The sequence below is a fragment of the Microcystis sp. M113S1 genome, from assembly GCF_020246945.1.
Classification (GTDB): domain Bacteria; phylum Cyanobacteriota; class Cyanobacteriia; order Cyanobacteriales; family Microcystaceae; genus Microcystis.
This window is the reverse complement of the sequence record NZ_JADBSA010000282.1, coordinates 1-16,855: the sequence shown is the minus strand read 5'-3', so window position 1 is coordinate 16,855 and position 16,855 is coordinate 1. Positions and strand designations below refer to the sequence as shown.

The following is a 16,855-nucleotide window of genomic DNA, read 5'->3' as shown; positions in this document are numbered from 1 at the left end:
TGCTAATATCTCTAACTTGGCTTGCTTCAATATTTGTCAGGTTCCAACTATCATTAACAACAGTAGATATCTGGCTCGTCCCAGTTCATTCTCTAAGACTTTCTGATATAGTTCACTTATCATTTTCGTTATCTAGGTCATGTTTACTATATATGACTTATCTTTTTTGGGAGTCTGTGTCTGTATTCCATGCTACATAAGCTTTTCAGCTTGCTTGTCCCCCTGTCAGTGTTCCCTTACTTTTTCAGCAGACCCTAGTTAAGAGGAGTAGAAGCAAGAATCTCCCGTCACAGCGTAGCTTGACGGCGAGAGTGTCAATCCAAAGTTTTAACACTCAAAACTTGGGGAGGTGTGGCATCGGGGGGATAGAGAAAATCGAGATTAATGTCGCGTCTGGCTCCGGGGGGAAGTTCCACCTGTAATAAAGCTTCTCCCTGTTGTCCTTCCCGTTGAACGAGATGGAAAAAACGTTCCTCGGTGCGTCCCTGGGCGTTACGATAGGTAACGCGCACTGCACCCCGGAAAAATACCGGTCCCTGGACGGGTTCAACAAATAGCAAGCGATCGAGATAATTGTCTTCTTTAATTGGGGTTTGAATACTCAAAGCCACCACCTGCGTTTTGCTAGTGTTGTTATATAGAGGTAAAGTCAGATAGTAGTGAACACCGTAGTTACCGTGAGCTTTGAAAGCCGTATCGGGATAACGCACTAACATGGGGGCGCTTTGGATTTGTCTGGTTCCGAAAGTAGCTGCTGTCACCGTACTTAAAGGATAGGCAAAAGCTTGACCGGGTTGAGGAATGGTGAGATTAATTCCCCCTTTGGGATCGACAATGCGGGTTGCCCATTCCGAACCGACAGAAATTCCAGCCACGCGACCATAAAAATTTCTTCTTCCGGGGAACCATTGATCGGGGGGAGTGGGGGGAAAATCGCGAGGAGCGGCTAAATCACCTCTAACTAATAGGGTACGCCATTCCTCTAGGGTAGGGGGACGAAAGGTTTCTATTTCCCGATCTTCGATTTTGACTTTTTGGGGAACTTCGTAGAGGGCTAAATTGGCCATATAGACAGGGCCATCGCTGTAGAGACGTAGGAGGGTCGAGCGGGCGCTACTTCTGGGGATAACTAGATCGAATAGCATCCGACTTTGGCCTGGGGGAATGACGATCTGGGTGGGAAATTGGGTATCATGGCGACGACGCATGATATCGCTGGCTAAACGGGAACCGGGACCGGAAAAAACCCGGCCATTGGGATCTTCCACCAGAGAGGGTAAATCGACAAAAGGGGCATCGGCGGAGGTGACGTAACTGACTCCTTGTAGGATGCGGATAACGAGGTTTTTGGAGGTGGGATTAGTAACGATCAGGCCCTGGTGTAGGTCGCGATTGGGATCGGTTTGACGGGCGATGTGGTGGGTGAAAACGTCAAAACGTCCTTGTAGGGGATGATTGAGATGGGCTACGGGATAACGTTTTCCTTTGCCGGGGAAAGTGGAGAGGAGAATTCCCTCTTTTTCTACGACTTCGGGACTATTGCTATTAAAAACCAGCACATCATTTAGTTGACCGGGCAACTGACGCACTTCCTGATATTGGGTGATTAATTTCCTCTCTATCTGGGGCAAGACCGAGGCGGACTGAGCTAAAAGAATAGTGGGTAAGAAAGAAAGCATAGAGATTCTATATTTATAGTATTTAATCAGAGCTTGCTGAATAAATCTAAAACCTTGTTGGGTAAGACTTTTAGACTTTTTGTCAATCAAAAAGTACCGGATCTGGGGGTGATCGGGGGGAAAATTCCGGGACTTTTTCCCTGAAAATTAGGTAATTGACCCCCTCAAAATCGGTAAAACCCTACACCCCACACCCTACCCCCACGAAAAACTTTTTCAGCAAACCCTAATTAAGGGTGAGTCGATGGAGAGAGGAAGTTATACGACAATATAGGCGAGTGTGTCCTGGCGATCGATAAAGAATCTTAATATATTTTTCAGGCCCGATCAAGCCATGTCAGGGGTGATGTGAGCTAGGGGCGGTTTTCTGGGTTAGCAAGGGAGAATAACCCTTGCTATTGCCGATTTTAGCCTTTAAGTTGACAATGACCGGTAACTGCTCACCCTAGCTTTAAATTTCGCCGCGAATTTCTTCGACTATGCCATCTCTAAGGACGAGTTCTACATTCATTTTGGCCACTAAGTTATCGCCTTTTTCGACGCGGAAAAAGCTTTCTAGTTGTGCTTGGGCGACTTCTTGATTGAGTTCCAAGAGTTGTACCTGTTGCAATTGTTGCAGATACTGGTTTTTTTGTTCGAGAAACTCACTTTTCTGTTGATTGACTTGGATTTGAATATTGTCAATCTGTTGGGCAGCCGCGGGGGGTAAGGGGATCAGACTCTGACGCTGAATTTCGGCGATCGCTCGTTGTCCTTGGGTTTCTAGTTGTTGAATTTGTGCGTCAATTTGAGCCATTTGTGCTTGTAATTGCTGTTGTGCTTCTTCTTTCCAGCGCGGGGTCACGATGACTTTAATTGTCACCGGGCGCTTCAGTAATAAACTGGTTTGTGCGTCATCCATGATTTGCTTATCCTAAAAAGGTCTTTTTGTCAAGAGGTTGGAGAATATTTGCCGGAAATATTTACTTGGCAAACATCTCGTTAATCATATCGCGATAGCGTTGCGTTACTACCGGTCGTTTAATCTTTAAAGTTTGGGTCATCATGCCGTTTTCTTGGGAAAAAGGCTCTAAAATTAACTCAAAGGTTTTAATCTGGTCATCGGCACGATAACTGGGTCGATTTCTTACCTCGCGCTTTAATTCTTGTTGGTAGAGATCTAAGACTTTTTTGCTGTAGAGATCGCTAGAAAGAATCGTTGAGCGATCGCTGTGAAGATCGGGTAAATTTAAGGATATTTTCTGTTCTTGGGCCCAATTGGCCAGTATATCAAGATTAGGCACGATCAAAGCCCCCAAAGCTTTTTGATCCTGTCCCACTAGCATAATTTGGGAGATAAAGGGACTGCGTAAACAAGCATCTTCAATCGGTTGCGGTTCGATATTTTCACCATTGCTCAAAACAATTGTATCTTTGGCCCGTCCGGTTAAAACTAAATCCCCGGCAGCGGTTAACCAACCAATATCACCGCTATCAAACCAACCATCGGGAGAAATCGCTTTTTCGGTTGCTTCGGGTTTTTTATAATATCCCTGCATCACCTGCGGACCACGAATCAAGACTAAACCGTGTTTTTCTGTCGGTAAGACTTCTTTGCTGTGTAAATCGACAATACAGATTTCTGTCTGAAAGACGGGACGACCGGCAGACCCGCGCAGGTTATGATCGATACGACGGACGGTAGCGACGGGAGAAGTTTCTGTCAGTCCATAACCAACTAAGATCGGGATTCCCGCAATCTCATAGAAAGTATCTAGATGTCTAGCTAAGGAACCACCACCACTAACGAAGATTTTAACTTTATTTCCCACTGCTTGGCGAATTTTGCTATAAACTAGCTTGTCACCGATGGCATGGAGGGGATAGAGTAAGAGGGATTGAATTCTTGCTTTGAGTCTTTCTCCGGGGGAAGCGTGAAGGTGATCAAGACTGAGATTATCAGCGATACGTTTAGCAAGAACGTACTTTTCCGACTTTTCTAGAAAAAATCGCACCAATTTCTGTTTTTTAGCCGGTTGTTCGCTAAATTGTTTTTGGATACCCTCGTAAAGAGATTCCCAAAGACGGGGAACTCCCACCATTAATTGCGGACTAAATTGCTTTAAATCGGACTTAAAAGTGCGAATACTGGTATAAATCTGGGTACAACCTTGAGCTAGAATGAAATACTCACAGCTGCGCTCGTAGGAATGCCATGAAGGTAGTATACTTAAAACTCGATCGCCGGGAGCCGGTTGAAAGATAGCATTTAAGTTGCGTACCTGATGCAGCAGATTACCGTGACTTAACATCACCCCTTTTGGTTGTCCCGTCGTCCCCGATGTGTAGATGAGGGTAGCCAGATCATTTTCGCTCTTGGTGATGGGTTTAAGGGTGTTCTCAGCCCCGATCGCCATTAGTTGCTTGAAATTTAAGGTCTGCACGGAAATCGCCCCAGTAGCGGGGTCTTCGTCGGTGAGCAGCACGATTAATTTCAGGGGCAATTCAGGGATTTTCGCCAGTAATTTCCCTAAAGTTTTGTTATTTTCGACAATCAGCGTCTGACTGTCACTATCGGCCAGAATATAGGCTAATTCCTCTGCATCTGCTTGAGCAGATCGTACCGCATTGGCAGCCCCGGCTGCCATGGAACCTTGGTCGGCAATAAACCACCGGGGACTATTATCGGCAAATAAAGCGACATTTTCGGTTTCTGTGACTCCTAATGCTTGCAAAGCGGCGGCAAATTGCTGAATTTGTTGATAAAGTTGCCGATAGGTGAGAATTACTTCCGGTTTACTGTGGGGATCCTGTAGGGCGATAATATTGGGGAAACGTTGGGCAACTATTGACCAAACTTCGGGTAAAGATTGAATATTTGAATAGTCAATTAGGGTTGTCATAACAGTAGTTATAGAGGGTTACAAGGGTAATAACATATAGATTAACCATTCGAGGCTCTTTTTGCTGGTTCTCCTAGACAGTATTTCAACAGGTATCTAGTCCTGCAAAGTTAATTTCCTAGTCGAGACTCGGAGAGTGGAGACTTTTCGGTTATCAGTCAACAGTGAACAGTAATCAGGGAATGTACTGTTACTTAATACTGCTTACTGATTACGGAAAAGGCTGACAGCTTAGATGTATAATTAATTTTGCTTAGGTACTTAATATAGTTGTAACTAGCAGAAAAAACGATGATTGCTTTATCTAACTATAATAATCTCACTCCAGAAGAATATCTTCAGTTTGAAGAAAAAAGTCCCATTAAACACGAATATATCGAGGGACAAATTTACGCCATGGCAGGGACGACTGATACTCATAATATTGTTTCGGGGAATATATACACAATTATTCGTAATCATTTGCGGGGTTCCGATTGTCGGGTTTATTTTGCCGATTTGAAAGTCAGATTAGAGAAACGCAATCACTTTTATTATCCTGATATTCTTGTCACCTGCGATGACAGAGATAGAGAAACTGCTACCTACAAAAGTTTTCCTAAATTGATTATTGAAGTTCTCTCCGATTCCACAGAAGCTTTTGACAGGGGTGATAAATTTAATGATTATCAAACTCTAGAAAGTTTGCAGGAATATGTCTTAGTGAATAGTAAACACCAACGAGTGGAAACTTTTCGAAGGGGTGAACAGGGTTTATGGATTTTGCAAACCTATCAGCAAGAAAGTTTTAGTTTACAGAGTATTAATCTGACGGCATCTTTTCGGGATTTGTACGAGGATGTCACCCTAGAAACGGTTAATGATACTCCCGAAAGTCCTTAAGAAAATCTCCTTCAACGATTAAACCTATGATTGCTCTATCTAACTATAATAATCTCACCCCAGAAGAATATCTTCAGTTTGAAGAAAAAAGTCCCATTAAACACGAATATATCGAGGGACAAATTTACGCCATGGCAGGGACGACGGATACTCATAATATTATCGGACTCAATTTCACTTTTATAATTCGTAATCATTTGCGGGGTTCCGATTGTCGGGTTTATTTTGCCGATGTGAAAGTCAGATTAGAGAAACGCAATCACTTTTATTATCCCGATATTATTGTCACCTGCGATGACAGAGATAGAGAAACTGCTACCTACAAAAGTTTTCCTAAATTGATTATCGAAGTTCTCTCCGATTCTACAGAAGCTTTTGATAGGGGTGATAAATTTAATGATTATCAAACTCTAGAAAGTTTGCAGGAATATGTCTTAGTGAATAGTAAACACCAACGAGTGGAAACTTTTCGACGGGGTGAACAGGGTTTATGGATTTTGCAAACCTATCAGCAAGAAAGTTTTAGTTTGCAGAGTATTAATCTGACGGCATCTTTTCGGGATTTATACGAAGATGTCACCCTAGAAACGGTTAATGATACTAGGGAATGAAAAATCACTAAGGTACAACCTCAAAAGGTTGATTTCCATACCGTCGGTAAATATAGAAATCGCTATCAAGAGTGAATATTTGTCTTTGATTAAGAACTTCAGCCATGGCTACTAAAGAAGCATCTGCTAAATCCATAGGAACATCTTGATATTGTATCATTAAGGTTTCCATTCTTTTTAGTTCGTCTGAAGTATGATGGTGTATTACCAGTATTTCATCTACCACATAACCCCATAATTCTTGTTGTGCGAACCAACCACCATATCGACGCAATAAATACATTGCTTCGGTAAAACAAGCGCAAGTCGTGACAAGGGGGGCCGATAGCGAAGATAAAATGTCAACACAACGCTGATGATTTTTATCAGCTTCATTAATTAAGGCAATAAGTGGAGAAGCGTCGCAAAGAGTCATTGGTGTAATGCTGATTAGTCTTTATCATCTAAAATATTTGTAAAAACTTGTTCTACTCGCTCAGATAAATCTGATGGCTGAAAATAAACTCGTCCAACTCTTCCTTTTAATTTTTGGTCTAGAGTTTCTGGAGTGGAAGAATTGGCAGATTGATTAGGTAGAATGGTCAATCTCACTCGCTGACCTGCTAATTTAGCACTATGCTGTAAAATTTCTTCCCAAGTCCCCTCTAAAGTGTTTTGTTCCATAGATATTGATTTGAATTTCGTTATTTCCTCAGTGTAACAAGCAAAAGATAAAAAAACAAATTTCTAGATTTTTTTGTCTTATTGTTTTTTACCGGGGGGAATAAAACGGATTTCAATTCTGCGTCTGCTTGCATCTGCGTCACGATTAACCGCGGCTAAGTTACCCGATGGGAGGTATAACTGTCCTGCGGAAAAAGCTCGAAATTTGACGTTTTTGAGTTTACCAGTGTTTTCGATTTCTTGCACTACTGCTAAAGCGCGCATTAATCCTAAATCAGTGTTAGAACCGGGTACTAGCATTTTAACAGATTGTTTTCTGCTGGCAACCGATTCGATATTTTTATCGAGATTACTTGTCTGCTGTATTCCTTGTCCGTCGGTATGTCCAATTACTTGAATAAAGTCGATTTCTCTGTCTTTGGTAATGGTTTCGATAGCGGGAATAATGCGCTGACGAATATAGGTTTTTAAAGCGGGGTTTAATTCCGCACTTCCCGACTGAAATTTGAATTTTCCTGATTTTTCATCGATAACTATCGGGGTTGCTGTTTGCAGTTTTTGTAGTTTTCGCTTTGTGTTCTCTAATTCTTTAATCAGTCGAGGATTGGTAGCTTGCAATTTTCGTAGTTGTTGCTTAGTGTTCTCTAATTCTTTAATCAGTCGAGGATTGGTAGCTTGCAATTTTTGCAGTTTTCGGTTAGCTTCCTCCAGTTTGCTGATGAGATTATAGGACTGAAAAAGTGCCAAGAGGAGAAATAAACTCAGAATCATGAAAGCATTGGACATTAAATCGGTAAATGCGGGATAAACATCCACCGATTTATCTTCATCTCGGTAGTGGGTACGTCTAGACATAATTGCTTAGAATTTGTTGGTGAAGTTATCAAATATGGTGTTAATCCCCTTCTTAGCATCTTTTTGGGTAGGATTAGGGATTGTCTCAAAAAGTTTTTCTATCTTCTCATTTAACTTATAAATGTCATCCTGAACATCTTTTTGAGTAAGATTAGGTATTGTCTCAAAAAGTTTTTCTATCTCATCCTTTAAGTTAGGAAATTCAGAACGCATATCGTTAATTTTCTCCAGTTGTGCTAAACATTTTTGAATTTCTCCATAGATGTGTTCAATCATTTTCTGATTCGATTTATTTTCCTGAGCGACGACTTTCTCTAACTTATCTCGCAAAGATTCTAAGTTAGCAGTTAATTGACTGGTGTTGGTGTTCATTGCGTTAATTACTTGAGAAAAATCTGATTTAAGGCTGCCAAATTGATTGGCTGTTTTCTCAATAGATTGGGAAACTGCTTTTAATTGTTCTGAGTTCTTAGTTAATTTATCATCCACTACTGTCGCTAAGTTATTGCTTAAAAGTTTTAACTCAGACTTTAAGCTTTCCTTGACTTGAGTAACTTGCTCTGTCACTGTATCAATTAACTGAGACAAGTTAGCATTAGTCACATCGAGATTATTACTAGAGCGCTCAATACCATGAGAAGCAGTGAGGATTTTATCGGAGGTTTGGGAGAGTCTTTCATCGAGACTATTGATAAGCTGGTTTCCTAATTGTTTCGACTCGGAGTTAAAACTGTCTTGATAGGTTTTCACAGTTTCGATTAATTTTACTAATTCTCCCTGAATGTTGGATAACTTTTCTTGTTCAGTGACTAAGCGTTGCTGATTTTGCTCTAGGATTGTCTCAGATTTTTGATTCAAGTCAGTAATTTTTATTCCCAACTCAACCATAGTTGTCATTGAACGGTGGAAGTCTTGAGTTAAAGAAGCTAGAGATTGAGTTGATTGGTTTAAATCTGTAGTAGAATTAGCGAACTGTTGATGAGCAGTCATTAAATCTGCGGTTGCTTGCACTAACTTATCAGCAAATTGACTACTTTCGATTTTTTCGGAAGCTTCCAGAAAACCTAGCGCACTATCCTGTAATTTTTGAGAAGATTCTTGGACATTTAAATACACTTGTTCTGCTAAATCGTTAGCTCTTTTATTACTGCTGATAATCTCCCCGATATTCTGCTCTAGTAGTGCAGTGGATTGAGAAAATCTCGCTTGAGTTTCTGCTAAACTAGCGGTAAACCTTTCCATATTACCAGAGAAGTTACTTTTTTCAATTAACTCTGATGCTTGTTTAAAAAGCAGCACACTATTTTTTAGTTCCTGAGAGGATTGTGTAAACTCTCGGTTTGCTTGCGTGATAATTGGTACTTGCTGGTTAAGTTCAAAAGCTGAACGCTGAAAAGTCGATGCACCGGTAGATAAAGTTCCTGCGGTTTCAGTTAATCTTTCACAAACCTGGGTGACTAATTTAGCAGTTTCCTGATTACGTTCAGCAATTTCTTTAGCAACTTCTCTTAAAGAAGATTCTAATACTCTCGTCACCTCATTATGAAAGTTAGTCAGAAATGCTTGCTGTTTCTCCACCATGCTATCAACCGCTTTATTCAAGCGACTATTCCCTTCTACAGTCGGCTGCAAGATGTTATCTAAATAGTCTTCTAGGGAACTAATTAGATTTACTTTAGCAAGGTTGGTATTAAAGATTAAGTTAATCACAGTCAGTAAAGAACTACAAGCTAAACCAATTAAGCTAGTGATAAAAGCAATCCCCATACTTTCTAGGGGAGTTTTGAGCTTTTCTCCTAAACTTTGCACATCGAGATTATTGATATCGATAAGTGTGCTGATTCCCGTCAGATTGAGAGTAATTCCCAGGAAAGTTCCCAACAAACCAAAAGCGAGGAGGAGATTGGGTAACACTCTCACAAAATAATCCCATTTCTCACAGCTGAGAGATTTAGACATGAAAGTAAATTTTTCTTCATGGTATAAACCATCTACTTTAGGACTAGAAGGAGTGACAGGGGCAATAGCAGGGAGTAAGGCAAAATAAAGGAAAATTTGACCAAAAAGAGAAGCAATTAAGCATCCTCCTGCACCTCATAACCCAAAGAGAAGGGGTTTACTGATTTTTCTCGTTCGCTTGTGTCTTAAGCTAGTCATGGGCTGTTTTTAATCACCTTACTTCTCTATAGAGTCCATTTGGTATCTTTCCCAAAATCCTTACCCAGTATGGATTAGAGCGAATTAGCCAAAATACCTGTAATTCTTACCCGTGAAGCGTCACAAGAGAGATACCAAATAGGTTCTATATTGTGACTTAGGGGAGAAGTTATGCAGAGGAAGAAAAGGAAATTCTTAATTTTTAAAATAGCTAAGAATTATAGAGAAATAATAATTATTTGGGATAATAGTAGCGTTTTTTGCTTTATTATGACAGATGATATAGCAGTTTTCATCAGAATGAGGTATGGGCAAGGGGCTTAAACCCCTTGTTGGCAAAACTTGTCGATACCTCAGTAACGTGAAAAGCGCTATAGTTTATTCATCGAGTTAAGAAAATTTTACGGAAGACTGACTATCAAAATTTTTGTGCTAAAAATAACTTAACTAAAATGTCGGGCTAAGTAAAGGATCGAGTTAGAGGTAAAAATGACAGTCATTGAATTTGTTATCGAAGGTCAAGATGCCAAGTTAGCTGCTACAGAGTTAGTAGCGATTAAGGGCATTCAAGGAAACTGGAAAACTGATGAAACAAACAAAAAAGAAGGGACAATAGCAGTAATTGCTAGTATTATAGGGATAGTCGGGGGAACACTAGCGATCGCTGAACAGATTCGTCAATGGTATCAAGAATATACCAAAGAAAAAAAAGCTAAGGCAATAGATAAAGTGCTTATTGTTTGCGATGGTCAACGATTGCTACTAGAAAATGCTTCTATTGAGCAAATTAATCAAATTTTAGAGAATATTGCCCAAAAATAAATGCAATCCTTATACATAGAGCTAAGACCGATAGATAAACAGCGCATAGAGCTACGCTATCATCAAGTTGAGGGAAATGAAGGCAGTTATGAGCCGCAAATCGTTGATATTTCCAGTATTCAATTCCTCATTGCTCAAAGTGAGCGTGATTTTTATGTGTCATCTTTTCCCGACCTAGTCAATATTGGTCAACAACTGTTTATCTTTTTAGACAGTCCTGGGAGGTATTTAACAAGAGCCGTAGAAAGCTGTCAAGAAGACGGTTTAATTTTAGCCATTGATACGGGGAATGGAGATGAAACAGGGATTAGACTGTCTCATTTACCCTGGGAAGTTCTTCATGACGGTTCTTACTTTCTCGTGGACAGACTTGCCCCTTCTGTTGTTCCTCTGCGTTGGACAAAAAGTAAGGTAAAACCTCGTGAGCCACAAAATAGAGCTTTACGGATTTTCTTTATGGCGACCTCCCCTGAACCCCCCATTGAGCCAATTTTACAATTTGAGCGGGAAGAAGCGCAGATTTTAGAGACAACGCAGGAAATTCCCCTTTATTTACAGGTTGAGGAAAGTGGCTGTTTAGATGAGTTAAATCAACTGTGGAGACGCTATCAGCAAGATTATTTCGATGTTTTTCATCTTACGGGTCATGCTTCCATAAACCAAACCGACAAAAATCACCCTTTTCCCTATTTTGTAACGGAAAATCTGGACGGTACACGGCGTAATGTAACCGCTCAAGAGATTGCTAAGGCATTATATCCTCGTTTTCCCCAATTAGTTTTTCTTTCAGGCTGTCGCACAGCGCAAAATGGTAACGAAGGCACATTTCCCTCAATGGCGCAGGAATTAATTAACCAGGGAATTAGAGCCGTTATCGGTTGGGGGTATCCCGTTGCAGACATTAGTGCTACCAAAGCTGCCTCAACCTTATACTCTGAGTTAGCGGCAGGATATGATCTGACTCAAGCGATTCATAGCACTTATCGGAAACTGCGAGAAGATAGCATCCCTGATTGGCATTTTTTCCGTTTATATATTCGTGGGGACTGTCCAAATGAGATGGTGGTTACTCAAGACAGTTTAACCTTTCAAACAACTCAAACCCTTAAAATTGAAGACTTATTTCTTGATCCCAATCATCCCAATAGTCCCAGAGTGGTAACAAGGGAAAACTTTGTGGGACGACGGCGTTCGCTGCAACGTTGTCTGAAATATTTACGCAATCCGCCGGGGATCTTAATTCATGGCATGGGCGGTGTGGGAAAAACGACGTTAGCGCAACGATTACTAGAGCGTTTAACAGCTTATGGGATTTTTAGCCACCATCAGCCTGAAGAACCTGAGAAATACTATGATATTGTTTTTAACCATCGCCAGATTGATCCCGATAAACTTATTCGCTCGTTACAAGATATCGCCAGTAATGCGGGTTTAGATATTTTGAAGGGGGATTTGCCTTTTGGTAAAAAATTGACCAATTTCTTTAAATTTGGTTTAGAATCACAAAGACAGTCTTTTATATTTGTTTTAGATGATTTTGAAGTAAATTTAGAACCCAATGCGAATGGCGAATATATCCTTAAGTCGGACGCAGTGAGAACCTTAATTCCCTTATTGGGAGTTATTAGAACAAATGGGCTGAATCATCGAGTGATTATTACTTGTCGCTATAACTTTAACTTAGCCGATGAGAGATTAAATAATCTGCTGAAAAGGGAACATTTAACCGCCTTTGAAGGGGCAGATTTACGCAAAAAACTCGACCGTTTAGATGCTTTTAATAATAAATCTGATATTTCAGTTGATTTACAGCAACAAGCGATTAATTTAGCTGATGGAAATCCTCGTTTATTGGAGTGGTTAGGAAAGGTCTTAATTTCTAGATTGGTGAACCATCAACCGCTTTTTCAAGAAATGGCCGATAAAACGGGACAATTTCGCCAGAAAATCACTGCACAAACTTTAGAACAACCTGACGAATTACGCCAACGTCTTCAGCAACAAATTGAAGATAAAGTAAGGGAATTTCGGGAAAATATTCTCGCTAAGTTACTTCTCGAACAACAATCTCAGGATTTACGGAGATTATTATCTTTAGCATTGGTTTTTCGTGTTCCTGTTCCTCGTCTTGCTTTTGCGAGAGTTTGCCAAGTTATTCCGAACGCGGGTAAACATATTCGCCGTGCTTCGGATTTAGGATTATTAGAAGTAACGCCTGAGAAAGATTACCTGAGAGTTCCCCGTATTTTAGAGACGTTTCTCGATTTTCCTGCCGATAATGAAGGGATTTATCAGACCGCAGCCCGTGCGCTTTATCAAAGTTGGTGGCCGTCAAGTGATATCTTAACAGAACCAGAACAAAAGGAAATTTATCGATTAGCGCGTTTAGCGAAGGAAACAGACATAGCGGTTGAAGTAGCTGTTACTTTAACCAATCAATGGCTTCTTAAAGGACGTCATACAGAGATTAAAACCCTTTGCCAAGAGGTGTTAACTTTATCTCAAGATTATCGTATCTTATACAATCTCGCTTATGCAGAACAGTCTGTAGGGGGGATGAAAACTGCCAAACCTTATATACAGGAAGCGTTTAAACTCTGCCCCCGTGAGGATGAAGAAAAAAAGGCTTTAATTATTGCTTTCTTAGCTTCGTTACTCAGAATGGAAGGAAATCTATCTGCGACAAATTATTTATGTCAAGAAGTTGAAAAAATGAGCGACACAAAAGGCAAAGCAGAAGCCTTAGGTGCTTTAGCTGTGTTAAAAGTTATAGAACAAGATTTTGAAAGAGCAGAAAGCTATATCCAACAAGCACTAGATATTCATCAAAGATTAGAAAACGAGATAGGAATTGCTCAAATATTTAATTGTTGGGGAATCGTTAAAACAGGACAGGGATTAATAGATGAAGCTTTTTCTTGCTATCAACAAGCGATTGATCAATTTAGAAGTTTAGGGAAATTACAAGAACTGGCTTTTACTTTATTGCTTGTTGGTGCTTTACATTTACAGTTAGAACAGGTAAAAGAATCTACAAGTGTTTATCAGGAAGCGATTAATCTGGTTCAAAAAATCGGAGAAAATGTTAATAAACTTCAATTTTTATTAGCGTCGGGAATCGTCGCTGTCAGTCAAGGCAATATGGAACAAGGACTGACTTTTTCACATCAAGCTCTAGACTTAGCCCAAAAAGAAGGTAATAATCTTATTCAACCTTCCCTTTTGCTCATGTTATCCTCGATTTATATAGCTCAAGAACAAGATGAAATTGCAGAAAATACCTTGCTAGAAGCATTGAAAATAGCAGAAGCGACAGGCGATATATTAAACCAAATTCAGATATTATTCCTAATAGGAATAATTAAAGGAGAACAAAAAGAATTGAATGATTACCTCGTTATTTTTCAAAAAGGGTTAGCTTTGTGTGACTCAATGGGAGCTAAGGGAAGAAATGCCTTTAATATCTATAAACATAAATTTTTAATATTTATTGGATTTATATATATAGAAAAAGAAGAAATTAATAGTGCTGTTAACTGTCTAGAGCAAGCATTAGCTATGTTTGAAGAAATAGGGGATATAGAATCACAACTTCAAGTATTATCTGCTTTAGGAGACCTTGAACTTAACGATGAAATTTTCAACCAAGTAATATTTTATGCAGACCAAATTCTCGAATACTGTGAATATATTGAGGATAATTACCATAAATATATTGACGAATATAACTATATTAAAAATAATAACTTAAAATTAAATATTTGGCTAACCATTGGCAAAATTTATCTCAAAAAAGAAGACAAAAATTCAGCAAATATATGTATTCAACAGGCAAGGGAACTTGCTGAAAAGACAGAAAATGTAGAAGCACAAACTCAAGTATTTCAGATATTTTTTACTTTAGTCAATCATCAACTTAACGAAGGAAATATAAACCAAGCTATTTTTTCTTGGCAACAATGTTTAGAATTTTGTGAGAAAATCAATAATAATTTTTTAAAAATGTATTCTTTATTTTTAATGGTTAGTTTATATTCTACACAAGAGAATTATGTCTTAGCACTTGAATACTTACAGAAATCTTTAACTTTGTTCCGAACTCTTGATAAGGAAATACGAGAAATAATAGAAAGAGATTTCGAGATTAGTGATGATTTATTAATAGAAGTGCTTGAAGAATTACAAATACAAACTGAGCAGAAAGATTTCAATCAATCGTCAACTTTTAGATTGAATCAATTAGATACAAAAATCCATATCGATAATAATATAACCCAAATGAGTTTATCTAATTCTTTGACCTCGAACCAAAACCGTTTTAAACAAATTAAAAGATTGGGTTATAATAATAAAACATTTGAGTCGATTCCCTTGTCAATCACTTGTCATAATTTTGGAAGAAAATCCTCAGAATTAACGCAAAGTAATATTGAAATAGATAATTACTCCGATAACTTTGGTTATAGTCTAGGTGTTTTTATTGATGAATTTGTAACTGAAGGAGTGATTGATATAAAAATAGTAACCAAAAAAGTACCGATTACCTTAATTCATTCTGAAACTCCTCTAAGACGATTAGATGAACCAATCTTTGAAGAACGTCATTTAATTGCCAATCAGCAGATTTTTCCCGTACAAATTTGGTGGATGAAAGGCTCTCAAGGAAGACGGTACATGAAAGAACAAGTAATTGAAGTTCCTAATTATTATCCTGATGCTAGGTATCGAATTGGAATGCGAGTTAATTCTCTTAAAGTTCCCTATTTAGTGATAGAAGAAATCGGCAGTTCTATTTGTGTTGAATATAAATTAAGCAACTTGCTCGAAAACTGACTAACTTGGTCTATAAATACTATTATGGTCTTTCCCACTCTCATAAGATACACCTTATTTACAACAGGGGTCTATTACTTAGCCACCTAATCCTAATTCTCGTCTTAGCAATTGAATTGATTTATCCCCAATATAATTATCACTACAGATAATTTCTGGCAGACGAATTAAATCCGATCGCACTTCATTAATCAGATTTTTAATTAAAGTATAACTCGCTTGATCACTGATAATTGTCTGGGAAGTTCGGGACAAAACTTTTAACTTATCCGTTTCATGAATTTGGGCAGACATAACTAATAAATCATCGCCCCGTAAACTATGAATTAAAATTTCGGCCACCTTAATAATACCGGTGCTAATGCTGACAATCCCCAAACGGCTATCGGTGGGTAATTTTTTGATTAATGCCAATTCCTTGCTGTAATCGTAGATATCGATGGGAATGACTCGTAGGTGAAAAGGAGCGGCAATTTCCTCCGCTACACTGATAAAATAGCGACTGGTGACAACAGTGGCAGATTTAGTATTGGCTAAAACTTGGGCTAAATCCTCCATTGCCACTAATTGGACGGGAATTTTGAGGGATTGCTCTAATTCTCTCAACATTAGTTTTCCTGCACCCAAATCGTGACGGGGAATGGTGACAAGAACTTGAGAACTACACTGCGATCGCCAATCGATTTCCGCCAGTAATAACTCGCGAATTTGCTCTAAAGTTAAACCTTGAGCGAGAAAACCAGCCAAACTCTGGCGAATTAGTCGGCCTATTTCTGGATTTTGTTCCAATAGGGGTGAACCCGATAAATTATCGTTTTCATGCCCGCGAGCCTTGACATAAATCCCCGAACCTGCTATTGATTCTACTAACCCATCGTCTTCCAGTTGTTGATAAATTTTACTTATCGTATTACGGTGTAATCCCGTGATCATAGCTAGTTGACGGGTGCTAGGTAAACGATGGCCCGGTGGATACTGACGAGAGGCGATAGCGAAGCGAATTTGGTCAAATAATTGCTTAGAGGCGGGAATTTCACTGTCTGGCTGGATTTGGAACTGCATCGGATCACTTCGCTCACAAACTACTTTCGCTGATGCCCATTCTATCATTAGACCTCCTGCAACAATCGGACATCTTCACCGATCTGATGGGTTTCCGAGGCAGTATTCAGGAGCTAAAAGTAGAAAAAACCAAGATTTTGCTTATTTCAACCAGAAAAGCTACTTTTTTACTTAAAAATAGTTAGACTAAGAATTTTAAGATTAACTAGAGTCTGCTGAAAAAGTTTTTCGGTGGGGGTTGGGGGTTGGGGGTTGGGGGTGTGGGGTGGGGGGTGTGGGGTGTGGGGTTTTACCCATTTTCAGGTGGTCAATTACCTAATTTTCAGGGAAAAAGTCCCTGAATTTTCCCCCCAATCACTCCAAGGGTCGGCACTTTTTGAGGGAAAAAAAGTCTAAAAACCTTGTTGGA

At 39.3% G+C, this 16,855-nt stretch carries 11 protein-coding genes and 1 pseudogene; 4 read left to right on the top strand and 8 right to left on the bottom strand.

The window, feature by feature from the left end:
- Window positions 1-314 precede the first annotated feature (314 nt).
- The 3 genes from IM319_RS14275 to IM319_RS14265 form a co-directional block, all read right to left on the bottom strand.
- Entirely contained in the window at window positions 315-1,679 is a 1,365-nt protein-coding gene (locus tag IM319_RS14275) for a DUF3370 domain-containing protein (RefSeq protein WP_287735998.1), read from the bottom strand.
- A 451-nt stretch (window positions 1,680-2,130) separates the two neighbouring features.
- A complete protein-coding gene (locus IM319_RS14270) occupies window positions 2,131-2,580 on the bottom strand; it encodes a YlqD family protein (protein ID WP_002756613.1) in 450 nt (149 codons plus the stop codon).
- A 61-nt stretch (window positions 2,581-2,641) separates the two neighbouring features.
- On the bottom strand, window positions 2,642-4,561 hold the full coding sequence (locus IM319_RS14265; protein ID WP_287735997.1) for a long-chain fatty acid--CoA ligase: 1,920 nt from the start codon (window positions 4,559-4,561) through the stop codon (window positions 2,642-2,644).
- 291 nt (window positions 4,562-4,852) lie between these two features.
- Between IM319_RS14265 and IM319_RS14260 the strand changes: the two genes are divergently transcribed.
- The gene (locus IM319_RS14260; RefSeq protein WP_287735996.1) at window positions 4,853-5,443 is read left to right on the top strand and encodes a Uma2 family endonuclease; all 591 of its coding nucleotides are present in this window, start codon (window positions 4,853-4,855) and stop codon (window positions 5,441-5,443) included.
- A 26-nt stretch (window positions 5,444-5,469) separates the two neighbouring features.
- Window positions 5,470-6,054 (top strand): Uma2 family endonuclease, encoded by a 585-nt coding sequence (locus IM319_RS14255; protein ID WP_287735995.1) that lies wholly within the window; start codon window positions 5,470-5,472, stop codon window positions 6,052-6,054.
- A gap of 7 nt (window positions 6,055-6,061) precedes the next feature.
- Here the strand turns inward: IM319_RS14255 and IM319_RS14250 are convergent, their stop codons facing one another.
- The 4 genes and pseudogenes from IM319_RS14250 to IM319_RS14235 form a co-directional block, all read right to left on the bottom strand.
- Window positions 6,062-6,469 carry a type II toxin-antitoxin system VapC family toxin gene (locus IM319_RS14250; RefSeq protein ID WP_287735994.1) on the bottom strand — a complete coding sequence of 136 codons (408 nt, stop codon included), beginning with the start codon at window positions 6,467-6,469 and terminating at the stop codon, window positions 6,062-6,064.
- A 14-nt stretch (window positions 6,470-6,483) separates the two neighbouring features.
- A complete protein-coding gene (locus IM319_RS14245) occupies window positions 6,484-6,717 on the bottom strand; it encodes a hypothetical protein (RefSeq protein ID WP_287735993.1) in 234 nt (77 codons plus the stop codon).
- Window positions 6,718-6,795: 78 nt separating this feature from the next.
- A complete protein-coding gene (locus IM319_RS14240; RefSeq protein WP_287735992.1) occupies window positions 6,796-7,572 on the bottom strand; it encodes a hypothetical protein in 777 nt (258 codons plus the stop codon).
- Window positions 7,573-7,578: 6 nt separating this feature from the next.
- Window positions 7,579-9,567 (bottom strand): annotated as a pseudogene (locus tag IM319_RS14235) (methyl-accepting chemotaxis protein); the annotation flags it as partial.
- Between the two features lie 651 nt (window positions 9,568-10,218).
- On the opposite strand from IM319_RS14235, the gene IM319_RS14230 reads away from it, so the two are divergent.
- Window positions 10,219-10,551: a hypothetical protein gene (locus tag IM319_RS14230; RefSeq protein WP_287735991.1), complete on the top strand. Its 333-nt coding sequence runs from the start codon at window positions 10,219-10,221 to the stop codon at window positions 10,549-10,551.
- Window positions 10,552-15,384: a tetratricopeptide repeat protein gene (locus IM319_RS14225; protein ID WP_287735990.1), complete on the top strand. Its 4,833-nt coding sequence runs from the start codon at window positions 10,552-10,554 to the stop codon at window positions 15,382-15,384. It begins immediately after the preceding gene.
- 78 nt (window positions 15,385-15,462) lie between these two features.
- On the opposite strand, the gene IM319_RS14220 is transcribed toward IM319_RS14225, so the two are convergent.
- The gene (locus IM319_RS14220) at window positions 15,463-16,494 is read right to left on the bottom strand and encodes a GntR family transcriptional regulator (protein ID WP_287735989.1); all 1,032 of its coding nucleotides are present in this window, start codon (window positions 16,492-16,494) and stop codon (window positions 15,463-15,465) included.
- Window positions 16,495-16,855: the final 361 nt, after the last annotated feature.

Excerpts from the sequence above, each read along its gene's own strand:
- IM319_RS14275 (WP_287735998.1), bottom strand. The coding sequence starts at position 1,679 with ATGCTTTCTTTCTTACCCACTATTCTTTTAGCTCAGTCCGCCTCGGTC.
- IM319_RS14225 (WP_287735990.1), top strand. The coding sequence starts at position 10,552 with ATGCAATCCTTATACATAGAGCTAAGACCGATAGATAAACAGCGCATA.
- IM319_RS14240 (WP_287735992.1), bottom strand. The coding sequence starts at position 7,572 with ATGTCTAGACGTACCCACTACCGAGATGAAGATAAATCGGTGGATGTT.
- IM319_RS14270 (WP_002756613.1), bottom strand. The coding sequence starts at position 2,580 with ATGGATGACGCACAAACCAGTTTATTACTGAAGCGCCCGGTGACAATT.
- IM319_RS14250 (WP_287735994.1), bottom strand. The coding sequence starts at position 6,469 with ATGACTCTTTGCGACGCTTCTCCACTTATTGCCTTAATTAATGAAGCT.
- IM319_RS14265 (WP_287735997.1), bottom strand. The coding sequence starts at position 4,561 with ATGACAACCCTAATTGACTATTCAAATATTCAATCTTTACCCGAAGTT.
- IM319_RS14220 (WP_287735989.1), bottom strand. The coding sequence starts at position 16,494 with ATGATAGAATGGGCATCAGCGAAAGTAGTTTGTGAGCGAAGTGATCCG.
- IM319_RS14245 (WP_287735993.1), bottom strand. The coding sequence starts at position 6,717 with ATGGAACAAAACACTTTAGAGGGGACTTGGGAAGAAATTTTACAGCAT.
- IM319_RS14255 (WP_287735995.1), top strand. The coding sequence starts at position 5,470 with ATGATTGCTCTATCTAACTATAATAATCTCACCCCAGAAGAATATCTT.
- IM319_RS14230 (WP_287735991.1), top strand. The coding sequence starts at position 10,219 with ATGACAGTCATTGAATTTGTTATCGAAGGTCAAGATGCCAAGTTAGCT.
- IM319_RS14260 (WP_287735996.1), top strand. The coding sequence starts at position 4,853 with ATGATTGCTTTATCTAACTATAATAATCTCACTCCAGAAGAATATCTT.